This is a genomic window from Aromatoleum tolulyticum, assembly GCF_900156155.1.
GTDB classification, from domain to species: Bacteria; Pseudomonadota; Gammaproteobacteria; order Burkholderiales; family Rhodocyclaceae; genus Aromatoleum; species Aromatoleum tolulyticum.
On sequence record NZ_FTMD01000005.1, the window covers coordinates 264,848 to 285,396 of the forward strand.

Consider the following 20,549-nt stretch of genomic DNA (forward strand, 5'->3'; position numbering starts at 1 on the left):
GCGGTCAGCGCACGCGCTGCCAGAGCATCGCGTGCGTGACGATGTACTGGTACTTGCGCGCGTGCTCGCGGATTACGAGGGGCATTTCGGCTTCGCGCCGGAGTTCGAAGCCGTCGGCGCCGAGCAGGGTCTTCAGGGTGTCGGCGCTGCGCACCGCGCGTTCTCCGTCCATGTAGCCGCCCAGCCAGGCGCCGCGCGGCGTGAACTGTTCGAGCCAGGTGTAGGGCGACAGGATGGCGACGACGCCGCCGGTGCGCACCAGTCCGCGCGGCCCGCCGAGGCGCCCGAGCAGCGACTTCGGGCTCGGGAGGCGGCACAGCAGGTTGGCGAGCAGCACGGCATCGTAGTCCATGAGCTCGGCGGGAAGCGAGCAGGCGTCGGCCTGGCGGAACGCGACGCGGCTGCGGTCGACCGCAGGATCGACGCGCGCCTGCAGCGGGTGGTCGAGCTCGCCTTCGTCACGGCAGGCGTATTCGAGGACGCCGTCGTCGCGTAGCGAGTCGGCCGCGTCGATGAAGGAGCGGCTCAGGTCGATGCCGAGCACTTCGCCGAACGTGCGCGCGAGTTCGAAGCTCGCGCCGCCCACCGCGCAGCCGACGTCGAGAGCCCGGCCCGTCGTGATGCCGAGTTCGCGTGCGCCGTCGATCAGCCAGCGCGCCGAGCGCAGCGGGAACTGGCAGGCGTCGCGCGGTCCCGATTCGTGCGGCATCTGCTCCTGCGGGCTGCCATAGTGCAGCAGCAGGTACTCGTTGGTGATCGCGGCGCTCTCGTAGGCCTTGCCCGGCGCATCGGCGGCATCGAGACGCACGGCGCCGCCGTCGTGGGCGGCCTGCACGACGCGGAATCCCGCATGCTGGAAGAAGTGCGGGCGGAAATGGAAGCGCGACCATACGCTCGCCTCGTCCCCGGTCGAGATCCACGAGCCGCCGAGGATCATCTGGTGCTCGCCGTCGTAGCACGGGCTGCTGAAATCGTCGTAATAGGGATGGATCTCTGCGCCGGGTAGCGGATTGAACTGGTCCCCCAGCCATTGCCAGACGTTGCCGAAGACGTCGTGGAACCCTCTCGCGGTCGGCCTGCCGCCCGTGACGGGAGTCGGAGAGCCGCAGCCGAGATTGAGATTGAGGCCGCGTTCGTGCATCAGGCCCGCACCGCTCGCGGTCATGACCGGGTCGTCGGTGACGGTGCCGACCGGGTCGCGCAGGGCATTGTGCTCCGCTTCGCTCGGCAGGCGGCAAGGCTGGCCCTGCCGGGCGCTCAGCCACGCGCAGTAGGCGCTCGCCTCGTGCCAGTTGACCTCGGCAGGCCAGTCCCAGCGCATGTCGATTTCCTCGAACAGCGTGCGCAGGCGGAAGCGGTGGGATCCGGCGGGTCCGTCGGGGACCCAGAACGTCGGCCACTTGATGTTGCGGTAGGTGCGCCAGGACCAGCCCGTGTCCGACCACCATTCGCGCTCGCGGTAGCCGCCGTCGGCGACGAACTGCCAGAATTCCCCGTTGCTCACGAGGCCGCGAGCGGCGCGGAATGGCTGCACGTCGACGCTGCGGCTGCCGTATTCGTTGTCCCAGCCGTAGGAGGGCCAGTCGGCAGGTTTGCCGAACTGCAGCCGCGTGGCACCGACGGGCAGGAGTTCCATTTCCGGATGGTCGCGTCCGGGAGCCGGCGGAAAGGCGGCAGGGCGCGCCGCGGAGGGATGCAGCGGCACCCATCCCGCGGGACGGCGCACGAGGCGCAGCGGCAGCTCGTGGATCAGCACGGACGAGGTCTCGAGATGGATGCGCTCGTGTTCGAAGCCCATGAACAGCGCCCACAGGGGATCGTCCTGCGTGATCGGCGGGTGGCCGTCGGCGAGGCCCGGATGCTCGTCGATGACGCGCCGAACCAGCGCGTACACCGCCTTGCGGTAGGCATGGGCCTCATCGAACGCGGGCCAGCGCATCGCGTTCTTGGACATGTCGTCCCAGCGCATCTCGTCGACGCCGGTTTCGAAAATGCGCTCGAAGTAGGGGTTGAGCGGCGCGACAATCAGTCCGGCCACGCGCAGCTTGTTGACGTAGAGCGCCGGCGGGTGGCAGTAATAGAACACCATCGGATGGCGCAGACGGTGATACGGGGGGCGGTAGAAGGCCTCTTCGCCGATCAGCCCGGAGAACAGCAGTTCGGTGAGCGTCCAGCCGTTGTCGAAATAGGCGCGGACTTCGTCGCGCGTGCAGGTTGCAAGGTTCGGCAACGGCAGCGAGGTGAGCATGCCGTCCGCCGTCCAGCCCGGGCTGCGCTCGGGCGTAAGCGCGGTCCACCAGTCCGGGGGGCGCACGGGGCCGAGACGGTCGTCGAAACGTCCCTCCAGATTCTGTCGCCAGCTTTCGTCGGTCAGGTCGTCTGTCATCGCGCATCGCCCTAGGTACGCATTCGCCATCGTGTGGAGACCCCACAGAGCCCCATCGAGCGAGGATACCCCCGGAGCAGGCCACTCGCCAACGGCCGTCGTGGTCTGCGGCGAGCCCTTATCCATGCGGGTGGGGCGAGGCGTGAGCGCCGGAGGTGATCTAAAGTGAAGTCACCGATGGGCGTGTCCATTCGTGGCGAACGGACGCCGGTTCGAGGAGATTGCGATGGAACAGCGGAAACTTGCACTGATCGTCGGCGCCGGGCCGGGGCTCGGACGCTCGCTCGCGCGCCGTTTCGGCGCCGCGGAGATGAATGTCGCGCTTGCAGCGCGCAACCTCGAGCGCCTGGAGAACCTCAGCGTGGAATGTGCCGGCATCGGCCGCGGCGCCCATGCCTACCGCTGCGATGCCGCGTGCGAGGAGGATGTCCAGGCGCTGTTCCGGGCGGTACGCGGCGACTACGGCTGCCCGGATGTCGTGGTGTACAACGCGGGGGCGTTCCTTGCGCGCGGCATCGTGGAGACCAGCGCGGAAGAGTTCGAACGCTGCTGGCGCGTCGGCTGCCTGGGCGGTTTTCTCGTCGGGCGCGAGGCAGCACGGGCGATGCTGGAGCGCGTCGGTCAAGGCGGCCCCGGGGGGACGATCCTGTTCACCGGTGCCACCGCCAGCCTGCGCGGGAGCGCCGGCTTCCACAACCTCGCGGTCGGCAAGTTCGGCCTGCGTGCGCTGGCGCAGAGCATGGCGCGCGAACTGCAGCCCAAGGGCATCCACGTGGCGCATGTGTTGATCGACGGCCGGATCCGGCCGTCGACCGTCGTCGAACATACCGACGCGAATGACGGCGACGCGCTGCTCGACCCCGATGCGATCGCCGAGGCCTACTTCCAGCTGTACCGGCAGCCGCGCAGCGCGTGGACGCAGGAACTGGACCTGCGTCCGTGGGTTGAGCGGTTCTGAGCGTCAGGCGACAGCTTCGCTGTCCAGCGTCGGATAGTCGGTGTAGCCCTCGGCGCCTCCGCCGTAGAAGCGGTCGATGCGGGGGGGCGTGAGCGGGGCGTCATCACGCAATCGGCGCACGAGGTCCGGGTTGCTGATGAAGGCTTTCCCGAACGCGACGAGATCGGCCATGCCTTCTGCGACGGTCTGCAGCGCAAGCTCGCGCGTGTAGCCGTTGTTCACCATCCATGCGCCGGGGAAGCGGCTGCGCAGCGCGGCGAAGTCGAAGGGCTTCGCGAGGTCTGCCGGTTCGCGCTTGCCGCCCGTTTCGCCCTCGATGACGTGGATGTAGGCGAGTCCCAGCGGCGCGAGGCGATCGACGACATGGTTGTAAAGCGCCTGCGGATCACTGTCGCGCGGCGTGCCGTTGCCGCTGGTCAGGGGGCTGAGGCGGATGCCGGTGCGTGCGGCACCGATTTCGTCGCACACGGCCTCCATCACTTCGAGCAGGAGGCGCGCCCGGTTTTCGATGCTGCCGCCGTAGGGGCCGCTGCGATCGTTTACGCTGTCGCGCAGGAACTGTTCGAGCAGGTAGTTGTTGGCCGCATGGACTTCGACGCCGTCGAAGCCGGCCTCGATCGCCAGTCGGGCTGCGCGCCGGTAGTCGGCGACGATGCCGGGCAGTTCGTCGTCGCGCAGGGCGCGCGGCGTCGATACGGGCACGAAGCCGTCGCGGGTGAAGGTCTTGGCGCCCGTGGCGGGACGGTCCGTACTCGAGACCGGCGCAACGCCGTCCGGCAGCAGCGAGGTGTGGGAGATGCGGCCGACGTGCCACAGCTGGATCACGATGCGTCCGCCCGCGGCGTGCACCGCGTCGGTCACCTTGCGCCATCCTGCCACCTGCTCGGCGCTGTGGATGCCCGGGGTGTCGAGATAGCCGTGGGCCATCGGGTTGATCGGACTGGCTTCGGTGACGATGAGGCCGGCGCTGGCGCGCTGACGGTAATACTCGACGGTGAGCGGCCCGGGCACGTTGCCGGGGAGGGCGCGGTTGCGCGTCAGCGGTGCCATCACGATGCGGTTGGACAGGTCGATGTCGCCGATGCGAACGGCGTCGAACAGACTCTTCATGCGCGAGCTCCTTCTTGTGCGTTGCCGCCCGATCCGATTGGCATGAGCGGCACAATGACCGATGCCATGACTTTAGCAACGCACGCACAAGTTGAAAATCACACGATTGCGCGACAATCAATTTCCGGAGCGGAAACGATCGCGTGCGGCATCGGTTTTCGGGGGGCGGGGGGCTGCGCCGCCATGAGGGGCGGAAGGGGGCGGAGGCGCACTTCGGCGCCGCCTTGCAACTTGTCGGACGGTGTGTGAAGATTCGCCCCTTGTCATCTTTCGATGGCTTTGTAACTGCATGTTTTGTAATGAAAAATATGCAGAATTGCGAGGTTTCCGGAATGCCCCGGAATCTCCGTCCTTCCCGTGCAGGAAGATTCTTCGCCGGTTGCGATCCTCTCCTGTCCCACGGGCAGCGCGAGTGTCGCTGCGCACGGGATTTCCGACTGCCGTCGTTCGTTCCGGGAATCCCTTGCCCGGGTGCAGGAAAGCTTGATGTGCTGATGAGTGTGGTTCGCGGTTTGTCCCTGGCATACATGCCGACGACGTCTGTCCGGGAGTGTCCGGAGCAGTGGTGGGATGAGGTGCTCGGTGTCGCGATCCTCGGTGACGGGGAAGCGGGCTTCGTGCCGTCCGGCGTTCCGCTCGCCCGCGTTGCGACCCCCGTGCTTGCCGGTCCGCAGTCCATGTGCGAGGTGTGGCGCGCTGGCCGGCCGGTAAGGGCGGGCGCGCACGGACGGGTCCGTTATCGCTGCACGGAGAGCATGCTGTTCGGGGCCATCGAACTGGACGAGCGCGCCACGCCCGCGGGAACGGACGGGGTTTCGGCACTGCAGCGGGCTACCGGGGCCGCGTACCGGGAGGTATTCGCGCTGCTCGACGAGGCGGGTTATCCGGCGCTTTTCCGCGCGTGGAACTACTTCCCGGCGATCAACGCCGTGGCGGACGGCAGCGAGCGCTACTGGCAGTTCAACGCCGGCCGCCAGGAGGCGTTCGGCGCCGGCGGCCGCAGCACGAGCGGCCGGGTGCCGGCCGCATGTGCACTCGGTTCGGCGCACGGGCCTTTCACGCTGTATTTCATCGCACTGCGCGAAGCGCCGCTGGCCATCGAGAATCCGCGCCAGGTCTGCGCGTATCATTACCCCGAGCAGTACGGCCCGCGCAGCCCGACTTTCGCGCGCGCGAGTCTGGCGCTGTCGCTGACGCCGCCGGTGCTGTTCGTGTCGGGCACGGCGAGCATCGTCGGACACGAGACCTTGCATCCGGGCGACGTCGTCGCGCAGACGGCGGAGTCGTTCCGCAACATTGCGGCGGTGCTTGCCGAGGCGCGGCGGGCGGATCCCGCCGGTAACGGGCTCGCTTTCGGGGATCTCGCCTACAAGGTCTATGTGCGCAATCCCGGCGATCTCGACGCCGTGCGGGCGTGCTTCCGCGCGCACGTCGGCGATGCGGTGCCGGTCGTGTACGTGCAGGCCGATGTGTGCCGCGACGACCTGCTGGTGGAGATCGAGGCCTCGGGCGGGCATGCGATGGAGGATGGCCGATGAGGGCGGCTGATGCAGGGGCGGGGAGCGGGTTGCTGCGGCGCGGAGTGCTTGCCGTGCTGCTGGCGCCCGCGTTTGTTCCGACCGCCGCCCCGGCCGCGGAGAAACCGCTGTGGGAACTTGGCGCGGGTCTCACCGTGCTGCAGTTTCCCGCCTACCGCGGTTCGGACGAGGACCGCGTGTTCGTGCTCCCGGTACCCTATGTCGTTTATCGCGGCGAATTCCTGAAGGCGGACCGACAGGGGATTCGCGGTACCTTCTTCGACAGCGACCGCGCCGAGCTGAGCCTCAGTCTCGGCGCTTCTCCGCCGGTCAGCAGCGATCGCGTGAAGGCGCGCGAGGGCATGCCCGACCTGAAGCCGACGGTCGAGATCGGCCCTTCGCTCGATGTGCGGCTGTGGCGTTCGGCGGACGAGCGCTTGCGCTTGCGTACGCGGCTGCCGCTGCGTGCAGGCTTCACCGTGGAAGGCAGCCCCGAGTCGACAGGCTGGCAGTTCACGCCGCAGCTCAACCTCGACTGGCGCGATCCGGCCGGGATGAACGGCTGGACGCTCGGCCTCGTCGCGGGGCCGGTGTATGGCGACCGGCGGCAGCACCGCTATTTCTACACGGTCGAGGCGAACGAGGCGACGCCGCTACGCCCGGCCTACGACGCCCGTGGCGGCTACGGCGGAACGCAGGTGCTGGCGGCGCTGTGGAAGCGCTATCCGGGATGGTGGATCGGCGGTTTCGTGCGCTACGACAGCCTCGCCGGCGCGGTGTTCGAGGACAGCCCGCTGGTAAAGCGCAAGGATTATGTCGCCGCGGGCTTCGCGGTGACCTGGGTGCTGGGCGAGTCCTCGCGTCGGGTCGACGCCGATGAGTAGGAGCGGGCCGATGCAAGGCGGGCCGAGGCGGTCGGGCCTGCTGCGGCGCCTGCACGAATACGTGCTGCTCTACCTCGGGTTGGGCTACCTCGGCGCGATCTGCCTGCTGTGGACGCCCTTTGCGATGTTGCTGCATCCGGTGCTGCCGGCTCGTGCCGGACGGCGGCTCGGGCGCTTCGTCATCAACCAGGGGTTCAAGAGCTATATCGGTTTTCTGACGCTCATCGGTGCGTGCCGTTTCGACCTGTCGGCGCTGGACAAGCTGCGCGGACAGGGACCACTGATCCTCGCGCCCAACCACCCGAGCCTGCTCGATGCGGTGATGGTGATCTCGCGCCTGCCCGACGTCGCCTGCATCATGAAGGCGGGCCTCATGGACAACATCTTCCTCGGAGCCGGGGCGCGGCTCGCCCGATACATCCGCAACGATTCGCCGGTGCGCATGGTGGGCAGCGCGACCGGCGACCTCTCGGCGGGCAGCTTCCTGCTGGTATTTCCCGAGGGCACGCGCACGACGCGCATGCCCGTCAATCCGCTGATGAGCAGCATCGGACTGATTTCGCGGCGCGCCAGGGTGCCGGTGCAGACGATCTTCATCGAGACGGATTCGCCCTACCTGTGCAAGGGCTGGCCCCTGTTCCGCAAGCCGGAAATGCCTGTCGTGTATCGCGTGCGCCTCGGACGGCGCTTCGATCCGCCCGTCAGCGTGCAGCCATTCATGGCTGAACTCGAGCGCTATTTCGTTGCCGAACTCGACGATGCCGTTCTACCGCGACCGCCGGGAAGGGACGATGGCACAATGTCGTCGTCCACGATCTGAACCCAGTTTCTCATGCTGCCATGACGTCCCATCAGGTCACCCGTCCGAAATCCGCGCCGCTGCCCAGTCCGGTGGAGGCCCCCACTGCCACGCACCTGGTGCTGATCCCGAGCTACAACCCGGGGCCGAAGGTGTTCGAGACGGTGCGCGCCGCGCGCCACCAGTGGATGCCCGTGTGGGTCGTCGTCGACGGCAGCACGGACGGCTCCACCGACGGGCTGCGCCGCATGGCGGAGGAGGACCCGGGGCTGCGCGTGATCGTGCTGCCGCAGAACTCGGGCAAGGGGGCGGCGGTGCTGCACGGCATCGAGCAGGCGGCGAAGCAGGGCTTCACTCACGTACTGACGATGGACTCGGACGGCCAGCATCCTGCCGAACTGATCCCGGATTTCATGGCGGCGTCTGCCGCACAGCCGGATACGATGGTGCTGGGCTTGCCGGTGTTCGACGCCAGCGCCCCGGCGCTGCGCGTGCGCGGGCGCAAGTTGTCGAACTGGTGGGCGAACCTCGAGACGCTGTGGATGGGGATCGGCGACTCGCTGTTCGGCTTCCGCGTCTACCCGATCGCGCCGCTGGCCCAGGTGATGCACGGCCAACGCTGGATGCGCCGCTTCGATTTCGATCCCGAGGCCGTGGTGCGCATGGCCTGGCTCGGGGTGCGTCCCGTGAACCTGCCGGCGCCGGTGAAGTACTTCCGCGTCGACGAAGGGGGCGTGTCGCACTTCAACTACGCGCGCGACAACCTGCTGCTGACGTGGATGCACACGCGGCTGTTCTGCGGTTTCCTCGTGCGCCTGCCGATGCTGCTCGCGCGGCGCTTCAGATCATCCCGCCGTTGATCGAGATCACCTGGCCGGTGATGTAGGCTGCCTGGGGTGACGCAAGGAAACCCACCAGGTCGGCGACCTCTTCGGGCTTTCCGGCGCGCTTCATCGGCACGATGCGGGCGATCGCCTCCGCATCGAAGGCTTCCTCGCTCATCGCCGTGTCGATGATGCCGGGAGCGACGACATTCACCGTGATGCCCCGACTCGCGAGTTCCTGCGCGAGCGACTTGCTTGCCGAGTGCAGGGCGCCCTTGGCTGCCGCGTAGTTTGTCTGGCCGCGGTTGCCGGTGATCGCGGCCACCGACGATATCGTGATGATGCGCCCCCAGCGCGTGCGGATCATCGGCATCGTGAGCGGCTGGGTGACGTTGAAGAAGCCGTTCAGCGACACGTCGATGACGCGTTGCCACTGGTCGGCGCGCATGCCGGGGAACACCGCGTCGTCGTGGATGCCGGCATTGTTCACGAGAATCTGCAGTGGAGCATCCGCGCCGATCGCCTCGAGCGCGGCGGCGGTGGCCGCGGCATCGGTGACGTCGAACGCGACCGCCTCGGCGCTGCCGCCCGCGCCGCGGATTTCGGCAGCAAGCGCTTCGGCTTTGTCGGCGTTGCGATTCGCGTGGATGAACACATGATGGCCGTCGCTGGCGAGGCGGCGACAGATCGCCGCGCCGATGCCGCCGCTTCCGCCGGTGACGAGTGCGCGCTTCAAGATTGGCTCCCGCTGAGGCCGGCGCCGAGGGCGCCCGCGTCGAGGATCACCGCGGCACGGCCGGAAACGAGCATGCGCCCGTCCGCGGCGACGGTGAAGGAATAGAGGATCTGGTTGTCGTTGCCGGTGATGCGTTCGGCACGGATGTCGAGATCGGCCGCGACGGTGTCGAGCCGTTCGACCGCGATCTCGACGCTGCGCACGCTCGCGAGGAAGCCCGCGCGCGGGGTTTCGCCCGGCGTTGCGAGCAGGGCACCGTGCACGGCCATCGCCTGTGCGGCGTACTCGATGGCGCTCGTCGCCGGCAGGCCGCGATCGTCGCGCAACGGGTTGTCGGCGTCGCGGTGGCTCGTCGCGTGGCAGCGGATCGCGTCGGCGTCCCAAGCGTCGACGCCGGCGAGCAGGCACATGTTGCCCTGGTGCGGGATGCGCGCGGTGATGGCCTCGCGGTCGAGCGTCGCGGGTTGCGTGCTCATGCCGCGTAGTCGACCGCGAGGCGGGCGTGGTCGAGATAGTCGAGGACCATGCGGCCCGTGCGGCGCCCGGCAATCGCGGCCAGCAGGGGCAGGCTGCGCGCGGCGGGAATCGTGCATCGCAGGGCGTCGAGCGCGGAATCCGGGAGGGTGTCGGCGGGCGCGTCGGTCAGGCTCGCGGCGATGCGTCCGCAGCTTTCCGCTTCCCGCTCGGGCGTCAGCAGCAGCGCGACGCCGAAGGCGTCGGGGATCGGGCGCGCCGCCCGCAGCGGTTCGGGGTAGTCGGCGTCATAGGCAAGCAGCAGACAGGGTTCGCGCTCGACCTGGACTTGCACGAGGGCCTCGAGGAGGCCCGCGCCGAAGCTGGCATCGTAAGCACACAGCACGGCCGAGGCGGCGGTCGCGCCGGTGGCGATGCCCCAGTAGCCGGCGGCGGCGTTATGCACCGAATTGTGAAAACGCGTCGGCGAGATCTGGCGGTCGTCCGATGCGAGGGTTTCGCAGATCTGATGGCAATTGACGCCGTCGCCGCCGGAGGACGAGAAAACGGTCGCGAACCCGGACGGATCCACGCCGGCAGCAGTCGTCGCCTGCAGGCCGATTCCCAGGGCGAGCTTCACTACCCGCACCGCACGACGGCGTTCGGCCGGCGGCAGTTGGTCGGGGGCGTTGAGCACGGTCTTTTCGGGCTGCCACTCAGCCTTGCCCAGCAGGATCGCGGCGCAGGCGGGCCAGTCGGACATGCCGGGCCCGATCAGGCCGATGCTGCGGATCCAGGCCGCGGGCGGGTTGGTCATGGTCGGACTCATGAGGGGCAGCCGAGGATCAGGCTGCAGTTCGTGCCGCCGAATCCGAAGGAATTGCTGAGAACGCGTCGCACCGTCTGGTGGCGCGAGGCGAGTACGTAGTCGAGCCCCGCTTCGGGATCGGTGGTGCCGGCACCCGCCGGAATGAAGCCGTCGCGGATCGCGAGCGCGGCGATCACGGCCTCGATGCCGCCGGCGGCGCCGAGGGTGTGGCCGGTTGCGCCCTTGGTGGAGCTGCACGGCGTTGCGTCGCCGAAGAGCCCTGTCACGGCCTTGCCTTCGGCGGCGTCATTGCTCGGCGTCGCCGTGCCGTGGAGGTTGATGTAGTCGATGTCGCGCGCAGTCAGGCCGGCGCGCGCCAGCGCGGCCTCCATCGCCTGACGCGCGCCGCGGCCTTCCGGATGCGGCGAGGACATGTGGTAGGCGTCGCTCGACTCGCCGTAGCCGAGCAGGAGGATCGCGTCGGGCGGAAGTGGATCCCCTGTCCGTTCGACCAAAGCGAAGGCGGCCCCTTCGCCGATCGAGATGCCGTCGCGGGCGCGATCGAAGGGACGGCAGGCCTGCGAGGATGTGAGTTCCAGCGAATTGAAGCCGTACAGCGTCGTGAGGCACAGGGAGTCGACGCCGCCGACGAGGGCGGCGTCGATCAGACCGCTCGCGATCATGCGTGCGGCGGAGGCGAACACCTTGGCGCTGGACGAGCAGGCGGACGAGACGACCACGGCGGGCCCCTTCAGTCCGAACCAGTGCTGCACGAAGTCGGCCAGCGAGAAGGTGTTGTGCGTGCCGGCGTAGTTGAAGTCGGCCGGGAGCGCTCCGGTGTCGGGTGCGCGCCGGCGATAGGCGAGTTCGGTCTCGAGGATGCCGGAGGTGCTGGTGCCGAGGAACAAGCCGACGCGATCGGCGCCATAGCGGGACATCGCCGCGCGAACCGCGTCGGCGAAACCGTCCTGCAGCAGGCCGAGTTGCGCAAGCCGGTTGTTGCGACAGTCGAAGCGTGCCAGCGCGACGGGGAGTCGTTCGTCGTCGGTGCCTTCGACCTCGCCGATCCATGTCTGCAGCGCGACGGTCTCGAAATCACAGGGCTTGAGCCCGGACCGGCCGGCGATCATCGCTTCGCGCAGCGGCTCCAGCCCGCGCCCGATACAGGACGAGGCGGTGTAGGCGGAAATCAGCAGCGGATGCACTTTGACTCGCAATTGCACGAAGGAGCGGTATTTTAGCAAAGTGCGGGATGTCGGCTGTGCTTGCTCTGCGTTCGGGTCGTGGTTGCACGGGCCGCGTATCGGCTTGCGACTGTTTCGGTTCGCGAAACAGAGTTTCTTCGGGTGCGCGCTATTTCGGCGCGCCGCATCCCCATAGACTGCGGCGACCCGATTGGAACAGCATACGGACGGATTCATGGACAAACTGACCGCGATGAACGTCTTCCGCACGGTCATCGATTGCGGCTCGTTCGCGCGGGCGTCGGCCAAGCTCGCCATTTCAACCACCACCGCATCGCGCCACGTGGCGGACCTGGAGCAGGCGCTCGGCGTGTCGCTGCTTCACCGCAGCACGCGCAAGATCAGCCTGACCGAACCCGGCACGATGTATTACGAGCGCTGTTGCAGCCATCTGGACGAGATCGCGGCGACGGAACTGGCCGTATCCGCCGACACCGCCACACTTAGCGGCTGCCTGCGCATCAGCGTGCCGTACTCCTTCAGCAACGCCTTCCTTGCGCGGCATTTCTCACGGTTCGTCGAATCCCATCCGGCGCTCAAGACGGAGATCCGCTTTTCCGACCGGATCGTCGATCTCGCCCAGGAGGGTGTCGATCTGGCGGTGCGCATCACGCGCAATGTTTCGGGGATGTATGTCGCGCGACGCCTCGCCGTGATCCGCACGGCGCTGTGTGCGAGTCCGGAGTATCTGGCGCGCGCCGGCGTCCCGGAGAAGCCCGACGAACTGGTGCGCCACAGCTGTCTCTTGTACACCAATCTCGCGTCCGGCAACGGGTGGACGCTGCGCAGGGGTGAGCAGGAGTTCGTCGTGCCGGTGAACGGCACGTTCCGCTCCAACAACGGCGACATGAACCGCATCGCCGCGCTCGCGGGGCGGGGCATCATCTGCGAACCGACATTCATCGTCGGTGACGACCTGCGTGCCGGCCGCCTCGTGCGTGTACTGCCCGACTACGAAACCATCCCCAATCTGGCCCACGCGGTATTCCTGCCGGCCGGCCGCAATACGGCGCGCATCCGGGCCTTGCTGGATTTCCTGGTGGCACTGTTCGAGGACGAGTTTCCGGCCTTCGATCCTGTCATGTAAGCAGATACCAGGGACTCATGCGCCAGACCCCGACACGCCGGGGCCTGGCGCCCTGTACGCCGGACTCCGGCCCTACATGCGGTACTGCCAGAACACGCCCAGCACGTTGACGTTGTAGTCCTCCGGGGTGGCGCCGAGGTACAGCTTCTGGCCGATCATCTGGTTGCCGTCGAGGCCGGTGTAGTGCCAGTCCTCTACGTTGCGCTTCTCCCAGCGATGGAACAGTCGCACCGAATTGTTCTTGTCCAGGTCATGCACGATGCTCGTTTCGAGCACCTGCAGGCGGTACTTCATGTCGGCAAACTCGTCGCCCGCAACCGCTGCGGTCTGAGTCTCCCTGGTGCCGCTGCCTACCGTCGCCGCCTGTGCATTGCCGTAGCCGTACTTCTGCTTGCTCGACGACCACATGTAGCTGTAGCGGCTTTCCAGGCGCGCCCAGCCGAAGTTGTGCGTGAAGCCGGCGCCGAGCGCGTGGTTGAGGTCGTCGGTGCTGGCGTTCCACGCGCCGGCCAGCGGATACATGTTGTCGACGCCGGCATGGGAACTCGCGCGTGTGCCGCTCACGCCCTGGTTGATGTTGCGCTGGCTCATCTCGCCGGTCTGGAACGAGTACCACGTGAAGAAACTGCTGCCCGGTGCGGGCGTGTAGTTCCATTCCGCATTCGCGGTGCTGAGTTTCTCGTCGCCGGTGCGGCCGTAGTCGCTGTCGAGGTAGTCGTTCTGCTTGTGCTGCAAGGACAGCATCGCGTCCATGTCCGAGCGCAGCATGTAGTTCCAGCGCAGGTTGATGACGTTCTGGCGGCGATCGGCGATGTCGAACTTGCGCAGTTCGGCGAGGGTGTGCACGGGCGCGGCACCGGTGTAGTCGTCGCGCGAGCTGGTGTAGAAGTGTTCGTAGATGTCGTAGCGGTATTCGCTGCCGCGACGGTCGCCGATCTCCCACGACGCGCGCAGCATCGATTGTTCGAAGGCGCGGGTGTTGAAAGTGAGCTTGAGACGGTCCTCGGTGGTGTTCTTGACCTCGCGGTACGGGCGCTCGGTTTCCTCCCTTTCCCAGGTTGCGCCGACCTGGCTCTGGCGGCCGAGGCGGTAGTCGGCACCAAGTCCTCCCGTCCAGCGCGTGTAGCTGGTCGGAATGCTCAGGTAGTGGATGTTGTTGGTGCCGTTGTAGAAGCCGAAGGCCGCGCCAAAGACGCCCGGCAGAGCGTAATCCAGCGCCGGATAGCCGATCTTGCCGGTGGCCGGATCGATGGCGGTGTAGCGCGTGCGGTTGTCCTCGTCGTAGTAGCGCAGCTTGGCGCGCACGGTGAGGTCGTCCGCGGGTTGCAGCGACAGGCCGAGGTCGGCGAGACGCGTGTCGATCCTCGCGTCGGCCTTCAGGCGGCTGAGCACGCTTGTCGTGTCGTAGCCGGCGATTGCGCTGGCGTAGGTCGTCGCCACGCCGGCGGCATTGATGCCGTCGTTGATGGTTGGCGGAAGCAGGTCGTCGTTCTGGCGCATGCTGCCGAAGGCGACGGTCGCGCTGAACTGCCCGTTCAGCGGCAGCATGCGGGCGTAGTCGGCCTTGATGTTGTACGCCTCGTTGTCAGGGCTGAGCGCGAAACGGCCCTTTTCCCAGCTGGTCGAGTTCGTCGTTCCGGCTGCGCCGAAGTTGATCGAGAAGGGATTTTCCCAGGTCAGGGATTTGTTGTCGTTGCGAAACAGCGAACTCGACAGGGTGAGGTTCAGGCGGTCCTTCTCGCCGACGTAGCGCAGGCCCGTGAGGAACTCGTGGGCCGTATAGTCGATCGGTTCGACCGTCTCGTTGACTGCCCCCAGGACGTTGCTGCCGACCGGATTAGCCGCGGAACGGCGGATGAAGTCGAAGAGGAAGCCGCCACCGAAGGGGCGTTCGCCTTCGCGCCGTTCGTTGGTGTAGCTGAAGAAGCCGTTGAGCCGCTCGTTGATCGGCGAGTCCATGCGCAGGCCGATCTTCTGCCGGTCGACGCTCAACGTCGTTTCACGGGCATTCGCCACCGCCGCTTGCAGTGCGGCGTAACTGGCCGGATCGGATTGCGTATGGGTGCCCGCAGCGAGGCCGGCGGGCAGGGTTAGCTTATCGGTGCCGACGCCGTTCCACAGAGGTCTGGCGTTGGTCGAGAAGATATGTGGTGTGTCATTAAAAAACAGCGAGAGCTTGATGCCGTTGTAACGCCCGGCCTCGAAGCCGTAGTACTGGTCGTCCCGGTCGATGCCGCCGCCGCGCAGTCGTAGGTAAAGCGCCGCGTCCGGCTTCTCTGCGCTGACGTTGAAGCTGTTGATCAGCGCGCCGTTCTTCCAGTCCGCGTATTCGCGGAAGCCGCCGGCCTTGGTGTCGGCCTTGCCGCCGGTGTAGCCCGCTTCGATGCTGCCCGAGTATTGCCAGCCGCCGCTGCCTTCGACGTAAGCGGGTGATACCGGCGGGTATTGGTAGAGCTGCGCGCTCGGTGTATGCGAGGGGCCCTTGCCGCCCATCACGGCGGAGAAGCCTTGCGGGTCCGTGTAGCGCGTGGTGTCGCCGCCACCGGGGGCAGCCGCGTTGCCGAGCACGGTGTCGACGCCGGCTGCGGAGTCGGCGCGGGCGGGGGCGGTACCCATCATCGCGAGCATCGCGACGATGGGGAGCAGGACGAATCCCTTGTTCTTCATGATCGTTGTTCCTCGGTCTCGTTAGCGATGCATCCGTGCGCCAGCCGGGTGGTTCGAGCCATGGACCTGCGCGTGGCACGTCGAGCAGCCGCGGCCGGTTACGCGTTCGTCAGGCAGCGTGCCGCTGGCGGTGTTGGCCTGCGTGAGGAGGTTGTTCTGGTGTGTCGTGTGCGTGTGGCACTGTTGGCACAGGAAGGGGCGTGGGGTCGTCAGCAGCTTTTCCTGGTTCGAGCCGTGCGGGCTGTGGCAGTTGAGGCAGCTTTCGCGCACCGGGGCGTGTTCCCAGACGAAGGGGCCGCGCTTCTCCTGGTGGCAGCTGTAGCAGAGCTGGTTGACCGTATCTGCCTTGAGCAGTGGCTTCGTCGGCGAGCCGTGCGGGTTATGGCAATCGACGCAGGACATCTTCCCTTCGGGCAAGGGCATGTGCGAGCGCTTGCGGAACTCCATGCGCTGCTGCTGATGGCAGCTGTAGCAGGTCTCGGAAATGCTGTTGGCCTTCTGCAGGCCGGTGGCCGAGAATTTCGCCATCGGGTTGTGGCAGTCGGTACAGGCCAGCCCGTTGGTCTGGTGCGTAGACGAGCGCCAGAAGATGCGCTGGTTGCCGTCATGGCACTGCAGGCATACCGCGTTGCTCTGGTCGGGGCCGTTGCTGTTGGCCGCCTCGCCGGGTTTCGTCGCCTCGCGGGTGAAACCGACGATCAGGGACTTGTCCTTTTGCTGCTCGCCGGCTTTCGTCGATTCGCGCGTAAAGCTGACGATGAGCGACTTGTCCATGTAGTTTTCGTTGGCGTGGCGCGAGCCGGGCCCGTGGCAGGCCTCGCAGCCGCGGCGCTCGAGATCGTTCTTCGGATTGAGGCGGAAAGCCTTGGCGTGAGTGGTGTGCGAGAACTTGTCGTTCTCGACGGTGTGGCATGCGAGGCAGCGCTCTTCACCGATGTATTCCGCACCTTCGGCAAAGCGGATCAGCGGGGCGTTGGCCGCGCTGGCCGGCGGTACGGCCGCCTGCGCGAGGCCTACGCCGAGATGGATGAGCAGCAGGCCCGCCGTGAGGCGGACGCCGCGACTTGCGAAAAGCCGCGTGAATCGTGTTCCCGTTTTCATTGAACTCCCCGATAGGCTGACCAGGCAGATCCGGATGGATACGCTTTGTTACATGCCTGGCGTCGGGCGGATTCTCGTGAATTCGGAGGTGCGGAAAAATGAAGCGCAGCGAAAGGGTATCCCCCGCAATTCGGGATGATCGGCGGATGCCCTTCACCTGCAGCCGTGGTGCTCCGGCCATTGGCCGGGGCGACAGGCGGGTGCCGTGCTTACGGGATGGCGTGCTCGAGGGTGACCGGTATCAGGCCCGAAGCCCGGCATCCGTCGAGCACCCGTGGGAGCGCTTCGAGGATCACCGCCCGCCCGCACGGCGTGCGCGCGGCGTTGCCGTCGTGCAGCAGCAGGATGTCGCCGCTGCGCATCTTCCCGTCGCGGCCGCCGAGCAGCCGGGACGCAACCGCATCGGCGTCGCCGTTGCGGGTGTCATACGCCCGGCGGGTCCACGATGCGAGTTGCAGGTCGAGCCGGGCGAGAACCGGCTCGAGGAAGGGATTACGCAGGCCTGCCGGGGCGCGGAAGAAGCGTGGCACCCGCCCGCAGACTTCCGCGATGGTGTCCTGCGCGGCGCCGATCTCGCGGGCGAGCCAGCGCGGGCCGCGCAGCGAGAAGGTCTTGAGGTGGTGTTCGCTGTGGTTCTCGACGGCGTGGCCGCGGGCGACGATCTCGCGGGCGAGCGCCGGATGTTCGCGCACCAGCCGGCCGATGACGAAGAAGGTTGCCCGCGCGCGATGGGCATCGAGGAGATCGAGCACGCGCGGCGTGACGTCCGGATCGGGGCCGTCGTCTATCGTCAGCGCAATCTCGCCCCGCGCGGCCGCGGTGCCGGGCAGCCGGGTCCAGTTCGTCCCGAGCAGCGCGCAGCGCGGCAGCAGCCCCGCCGCGGTGAGCAGGCCGTGGTTGGCGGCGAGGGCGCCCGCAGCCCACGGCCACGCTTCGGGGCGCAGGGCGATGCCCGCAGCCGCGGCGGCGTGAAGCGCGGCCGAGACGTGGATCAGCGCGCCGGGGTGCCAGCGACGGGGCATGGGGACGTGCGGGCGAAGGCGGCTGCGAAGACCAGGGCGAGAAGGGCGCCGGGGCCGACCGTGCCACCGATCGCCTGCAGTACCGGCACCGAGGAAAACGCGAGGACGCCGAAACCGGCGACCGTCGTGAGGTTCGCAAACAGCATCGAGGCGAGGGTGGCAGGTGGGGGGGGGGCGTTGCCGCCCCTGCCGTCGAAGAACAGGGCGTAGTTCGAGCCCACCGCGACGATCAGCAGCAGCCCGACGAGATGCAGGATCGTCAGCGCCACGCCGGCGAGCACGAGGCCGGCGACGACCGTCAGCACGGCGGCCGCGAGCGGCAGCAGGACGCGCATGACGCGTCGCGGCGAGCGCAGGGCGACCGCGAGCAGCGCGACGATTGCGGCCACCCCCGCGAGCGACAGCATGATCGCTTCGCGCAGGTAGCCCGCGTAGAGCCGCCCGGACTCGCCCTTCATGTCGATGAACATGGGGCTGGCATCCGCCGCCCTGTCGAGCGCGCGGCGGACGGCCGCGGGATCGATCTCCTTCGCGTGCCCCCCGGCTGCAGGTGCGCGCAGCGGCAGCAGCGCGGTCCACTGCTCGCCCTGACGCAGGAGCAGCGAATCGACGGCCATCGCGAAGCTCGTTCCGTCGAGGTCTGCGCGCGTCAGCGGCGCGCGCGCGCGGGCGGCGGAGATGTCGTCGAGGAAGGGCGCGAGTCGGCCGGCCGGCAGGGGCAGGCCCGCGGTTGCGGCGGCGAGCCGTTCGCGCAGCTCGCGTGGATCGGGCAGTGCGGCGCGGCGCTCGAGCTGTCGGCCCTGCGATGGCAGGTACAGCGACGGACTCTCGAAGCCGCCGATCTCGCCGGCGTCCACGAGCGCCTGCAACTGCGTGGATACCGATTCTGCGCGCTGCAGCGTCGTGTCCGCATCGGCAGCGCGCACGACGATCATGTAACGCAGGTCGGGTGCCCCGAGATCGCTGCGCAATGCCGCGTCGACCGCCTGGGCTTCGGGCGGGACCGGGCTCAGTGCCCCGAGCTCGTGGTTCCAGACGCGGTCGTGCTGTGCGAACACCAGGGCCCCGGCAAGCGCCGCCAATCCGGCGAGGAACCAGCGCAGCCTGCCGACTGCGACAACGACACGTTGCAGGCGCAGGCCGAACGGCGTCACATCGCGGATCGCGAAACCAGCAGGCAGCAGGTGCGGCAGGAGGTAACGGGTGACGAGCGCGGCGACGATCAAGCCCGCGATCGAATACAGGCCGAGCTGCGCCAGCCCCGGAAATCCCGAGAACATCAGCGCGCCGAAACCGCAGATGGAGGTCATCACGCCGAGGCGTATCGTCGGCCAGAAGGCGTTGCGCTCATCGCCTCCTTTCATGGGGCCGGACTGCACGAAAAGGTAGATGGCGTAATCGACGGCCTCTCCGATCAGGGTGGTGCCGAAACCGAGGGTAACCCCATGCATGACGCCGAACCCGAGGCTGACCGCGACAATGCCGGCCAATGCGCCGGATACGACCGGCAGCAGGCCGAGCACGAGAGCCGTCGGCGAACGGTAGATGAACAGCAGCAGCGCAGCGATGATCGCGGTCGAGACCAGCGCGAGCCGCGTCACTTCGCCCTCGATGGTAGAGCGAGAGTCGACCGCGAACACTGCGGCGCCCGAAATCAGCAGCTTCACATCCGCTCCGGAAGGCAACTTCGACGCCTCACCCGCAAACGCGTTACGCAGGGAGGCAATGGCCGCCTGCTGGCCGTCGAGATCCGAGCCCGAGGCGCGCGTCTGGGCGAGCAGCAAGGCGCGCTTGCCGTCCCGAGACGCCCATACGCCCTCCTGCATTGCTGGGCGCGCCCCGCCGTCGAGTCGTTCCAGCAGTTGCAGCAACTCGCCGGTGGGGTCGCGCGGCAGCAGCGTCTTCGTGAGCATGCCGAGGGGGGAGGCGAGGAGATCGACCGACTCTGCGATGGCTTGCCGCAGGCCCGTCGCCGTGAAGCGTTCCGCGCTCACGGCGGGGCTGAGGACATAGCGGTGCGTGAACAGCAGGGCGTGATCCCGCTCGCGATGGATGGGTTCGCCGTTCGCGACCATGCTGAAGGCCGCATCGGCGCGTAGCTTCCCGGCGAGATCGCGCGACAGTTGTGCCCGCTGTGCCGCGTCGCCGCCCTCGATGCCGACCAGCAGCAGGCGGGACACCATGCCGTCGCGCAACTGCTCGACGAGCACGCGCTGCTCGGCGGTGGGCGCTTCCGGCAGGAAAGCCGAGAGGTCGGCCGTGAAGCGCGTCTGGCTCACGACGGCGACGCAGGCCGCGACGAAGGCCAGCCACAGCAGCAGGGCCGGCACGAAACGGCGTGTCACCGCGCCTGTCCCATCGCCACGATCTCCATCACCGAGCGGTCGCCGTCCGCCTGAAGGATCTCGATTTCGCGCAGCAGTCCGCGCGTTCCGGCGATGTTGATGCGGGTGACGACCTCGGCCATGCGCGTGTCGCGCGGCAGCAGGGTCAGGGTCCAGCGTTCGGCGTTGCCCGCGAGGTGCAGCGCGTAGGTACGCTCCAGCGTGTTGCGGTCGCCGGCCAGCGTCGCCCGGATGCTGTCGATGAAACCGGCGACTTCGCCGTAGTCCGACAGGCGGACGTTGAACTGCTTCTTGCCGCGCGTCACGCTCAGGTTGTTGCCTTCGAGGACCAGCGATTCGGGGCGTGGCTTGAGCGTGATCTTCTCCAGCCGGTCCGGTGCCTGGAAACGCAATTCACCCGACGATTCGACGGGCTGGTCGAGGACCGCCAGATACTTCCGTTCCAGGAAGGTGGCCTGTCCGCTGCGATGCTTTCCCAGGGCCTGCATCAGCTGGGCGACCGTCCAGGCCTCGGCGGCGACCGCCTGCGGGCCGTGCAGCAGGGAAGCCGCCGCGAGCAGGGCGGCAACGAGCAGACGCGTGGAAGCTTTGAACACGGATACTCCAGG

17 protein-coding genes are annotated in these 20,549 nt (G+C 67.8%); 6 read left to right on the forward strand and 11 right to left on the reverse strand.

Features of this window, described 5'->3' with window-relative positions; genetic code table 11:
• Positions 1 to 4 precede the first annotated feature (4 nt).
• Positions 5 to 2,386: a 5-histidylcysteine sulfoxide synthase gene (ovoA, locus tag BW991_RS09860; RefSeq protein WP_084205034.1), complete on the reverse strand. Its 2,382-nt coding sequence runs from the start codon at positions 2,384 to 2,386 to the stop codon at positions 5 to 7.
• A 226-nt stretch (positions 2,387 to 2,612) separates the two neighbouring features.
• On the opposite strand from ovoA, the gene BW991_RS09865 reads away from it, so the two are divergent.
• Positions 2,613 to 3,344, forward strand: a complete 732-nt coding sequence (locus BW991_RS09865) for an SDR family NAD(P)-dependent oxidoreductase (protein WP_076601918.1) — start codon at positions 2,613 to 2,615, stop codon at positions 3,342 to 3,344.
• Between the two features lie 3 nt (positions 3,345 to 3,347).
• Here BW991_RS09865 and BW991_RS09870 read toward each other — a convergent pair whose 3' ends face one another.
• Positions 3,348 to 4,454: an alkene reductase gene (locus BW991_RS09870; protein WP_076601919.1), complete on the reverse strand. Its 1,107-nt coding sequence runs from the start codon at positions 4,452 to 4,454 to the stop codon at positions 3,348 to 3,350.
• Positions 4,455 to 4,948: 494 nt separating this feature from the next.
• Here BW991_RS09870 and BW991_RS09875 point away from each other — a divergent pair, with 494 nt between their 5' ends.
• From BW991_RS09875 to BW991_RS09890, 4 genes are read left to right on the forward strand one after another with little or no spacing between them, the layout of a single operon-like run.
• A complete protein-coding gene (locus BW991_RS09875; RefSeq protein ID WP_244551659.1) occupies positions 4,949 to 5,992 on the forward strand; it encodes a chorismate transformation FkbO/Hyg5 family protein in 1,044 nt (347 codons plus the stop codon).
• Positions 5,989 to 6,855 carry a MipA/OmpV family protein gene (locus BW991_RS09880; protein WP_076601921.1) on the forward strand — a complete coding sequence of 289 codons (867 nt, stop codon included), beginning with the start codon at positions 5,989 to 5,991 and terminating at the stop codon, positions 6,853 to 6,855. Before BW991_RS09875 ends, BW991_RS09880 begins: the two co-directional genes overlap by 4 nt.
• Before the next feature lie 10 nt (positions 6,856 to 6,865).
• Positions 6,866 to 7,675, forward strand: coding sequence for a lysophospholipid acyltransferase family protein (locus BW991_RS09885; RefSeq protein ID WP_076601922.1), 810 nt, complete (start codon positions 6,866 to 6,868; stop codon positions 7,673 to 7,675).
• A 20-nt stretch (positions 7,676 to 7,695) separates the two neighbouring features.
• Complete coding sequence (locus BW991_RS09890) at positions 7,696 to 8,514, forward strand: glycosyltransferase family 2 protein (protein ID WP_076601923.1); 819 nt, start codon at positions 7,696 to 7,698, stop codon at positions 8,512 to 8,514.
• On the opposite strand, the gene fabG is transcribed toward BW991_RS09890, so the two are convergent.
• Genes fabG through BW991_RS09910 form a run of 4 tightly spaced genes read right to left on the reverse strand, consistent with a single transcriptional unit; the run spans position 8,495 to position 11,680 of the window.
• Positions 8,495 to 9,214, reverse strand: a complete 720-nt coding sequence (gene fabG / locus BW991_RS09895) for a 3-oxoacyl-ACP reductase FabG (RefSeq protein WP_076601924.1) — start codon at positions 9,212 to 9,214, stop codon at positions 8,495 to 8,497. The two genes, BW991_RS09890 and fabG, sit on opposite strands and share 20 nt — an antisense overlap.
• Positions 9,211 to 9,690, reverse strand: a complete 480-nt coding sequence (locus BW991_RS09900) for a hotdog family protein (RefSeq protein ID WP_076601925.1) — start codon at positions 9,688 to 9,690, stop codon at positions 9,211 to 9,213. Before BW991_RS09900 ends, fabG begins: the two co-directional genes overlap by 4 nt.
• Positions 9,687 to 10,484 carry a beta-ketoacyl synthase chain length factor gene (locus BW991_RS09905; RefSeq protein ID WP_076601926.1) on the reverse strand — a complete coding sequence of 266 codons (798 nt, stop codon included), beginning with the start codon at positions 10,482 to 10,484 and terminating at the stop codon, positions 9,687 to 9,689. The genes BW991_RS09900 and BW991_RS09905 overlap by 4 nt, the downstream gene beginning before the upstream one ends.
• Positions 10,485 to 10,492: 8 nt before the next feature.
• On the reverse strand, positions 10,493 to 11,680 hold the full coding sequence (locus tag BW991_RS09910) for a beta-ketoacyl-[acyl-carrier-protein] synthase family protein (protein ID WP_076601927.1): 1,188 nt from the start codon (positions 11,678 to 11,680) through the stop codon (positions 10,493 to 10,495).
• 214 nt (positions 11,681 to 11,894) lie between these two features.
• On the opposite strand from BW991_RS09910, the gene BW991_RS09915 reads away from it, so the two are divergent.
• The gene (locus BW991_RS09915; protein ID WP_076602010.1) at positions 11,895 to 12,806 is read left to right on the forward strand and encodes a LysR family transcriptional regulator; all 912 of its coding nucleotides are present in this window, start codon (positions 11,895 to 11,897) and stop codon (positions 12,804 to 12,806) included.
• A gap of 72 nt (positions 12,807 to 12,878) precedes the next feature.
• Here BW991_RS09915 and BW991_RS09920 read toward each other — a convergent pair whose 3' ends face one another.
• The 5 genes from BW991_RS09920 to BW991_RS09940 all read right to left on the reverse strand — a co-directional run bounded on the left by BW991_RS09920 (position 12,879) and on the right by BW991_RS09940 (position 20,537).
• Complete coding sequence (locus BW991_RS09920) at positions 12,879 to 15,473, reverse strand: MtrB/PioB family decaheme-associated outer membrane protein (RefSeq protein WP_076601928.1); 2,595 nt, start codon at positions 15,471 to 15,473, stop codon at positions 12,879 to 12,881.
• 21 nt (positions 15,474 to 15,494) lie between these two features.
• Positions 15,495 to 16,574: a DmsE family decaheme c-type cytochrome gene (locus tag BW991_RS09925; protein WP_076601929.1), complete on the reverse strand. Its 1,080-nt coding sequence runs from the start codon at positions 16,572 to 16,574 to the stop codon at positions 15,495 to 15,497.
• A 209-nt stretch (positions 16,575 to 16,783) separates the two neighbouring features.
• Positions 16,784 to 17,596, reverse strand: coding sequence for a polysaccharide deacetylase family protein (locus tag BW991_RS09930; RefSeq protein WP_076601930.1), 813 nt, complete (start codon positions 17,594 to 17,596; stop codon positions 16,784 to 16,786).
• A complete protein-coding gene (locus BW991_RS09935; RefSeq protein WP_076601931.1) occupies positions 17,566 to 19,941 on the reverse strand; it encodes an MMPL family transporter in 2,376 nt (791 codons plus the stop codon). The genes BW991_RS09930 and BW991_RS09935 overlap by 31 nt, the downstream gene beginning before the upstream one ends.
• Positions 19,938 to 20,537, reverse strand: a complete 600-nt coding sequence (locus BW991_RS09940) for an outer membrane lipoprotein carrier protein LolA (RefSeq protein ID WP_076601932.1) — start codon at positions 20,535 to 20,537, stop codon at positions 19,938 to 19,940. Before BW991_RS09940 ends, BW991_RS09935 begins: the two co-directional genes overlap by 4 nt.
• Between the last annotated feature and the right edge of the window lie 12 nt (positions 20,538 to 20,549).

Coding starts and splice junctions, on each gene's coding strand:
- ovoA (WP_084205034.1), bottom strand. CDS start 2,386: ATGACAGACGACCTGACCGACGAAAGCTGGCGACAGAATCTGGAGGGA.
- BW991_RS09865 (WP_076601918.1), top strand. CDS start 2,613: ATGGAACAGCGGAAACTTGCACTGATCGTCGGCGCCGGGCCGGGGCTC.
- BW991_RS09870 (WP_076601919.1), bottom strand. CDS start 4,454: ATGAAGAGTCTGTTCGACGCCGTTCGCATCGGCGACATCGACCTGTCC.
- BW991_RS09875 (WP_244551659.1), top strand. CDS start 4,949: ATGAGTGTGGTTCGCGGTTTGTCCCTGGCATACATGCCGACGACGTCT.
- BW991_RS09880 (WP_076601921.1), top strand. CDS start 5,989: ATGAGGGCGGCTGATGCAGGGGCGGGGAGCGGGTTGCTGCGGCGCGGA.
- BW991_RS09885 (WP_076601922.1), top strand. CDS start 6,866: ATGCAAGGCGGGCCGAGGCGGTCGGGCCTGCTGCGGCGCCTGCACGAA.
- BW991_RS09890 (WP_076601923.1), top strand. CDS start 7,696: ATGACGTCCCATCAGGTCACCCGTCCGAAATCCGCGCCGCTGCCCAGT.
- BW991_RS09900 (WP_076601925.1), bottom strand. CDS start 9,690: ATGAGCACGCAACCCGCGACGCTCGACCGCGAGGCCATCACCGCGCGC.
- BW991_RS09905 (WP_076601926.1), bottom strand. CDS start 10,484: ATGACCAACCCGCCCGCGGCCTGGATCCGCAGCATCGGCCTGATCGGG.
- BW991_RS09915 (WP_076602010.1), top strand. CDS start 11,895: ATGGACAAACTGACCGCGATGAACGTCTTCCGCACGGTCATCGATTGC.
- BW991_RS09920 (WP_076601928.1), bottom strand. CDS start 15,473: ATGAAGAACAAGGGATTCGTCCTGCTCCCCATCGTCGCGATGCTCGCG.
- BW991_RS09925 (WP_076601929.1), bottom strand. CDS start 16,574: ATGAAAACGGGAACACGATTCACGCGGCTTTTCGCAAGTCGCGGCGTC.
- BW991_RS09930 (WP_076601930.1), bottom strand. CDS start 17,596: ATGCCCCGTCGCTGGCACCCCGGCGCGCTGATCCACGTCTCGGCCGCG.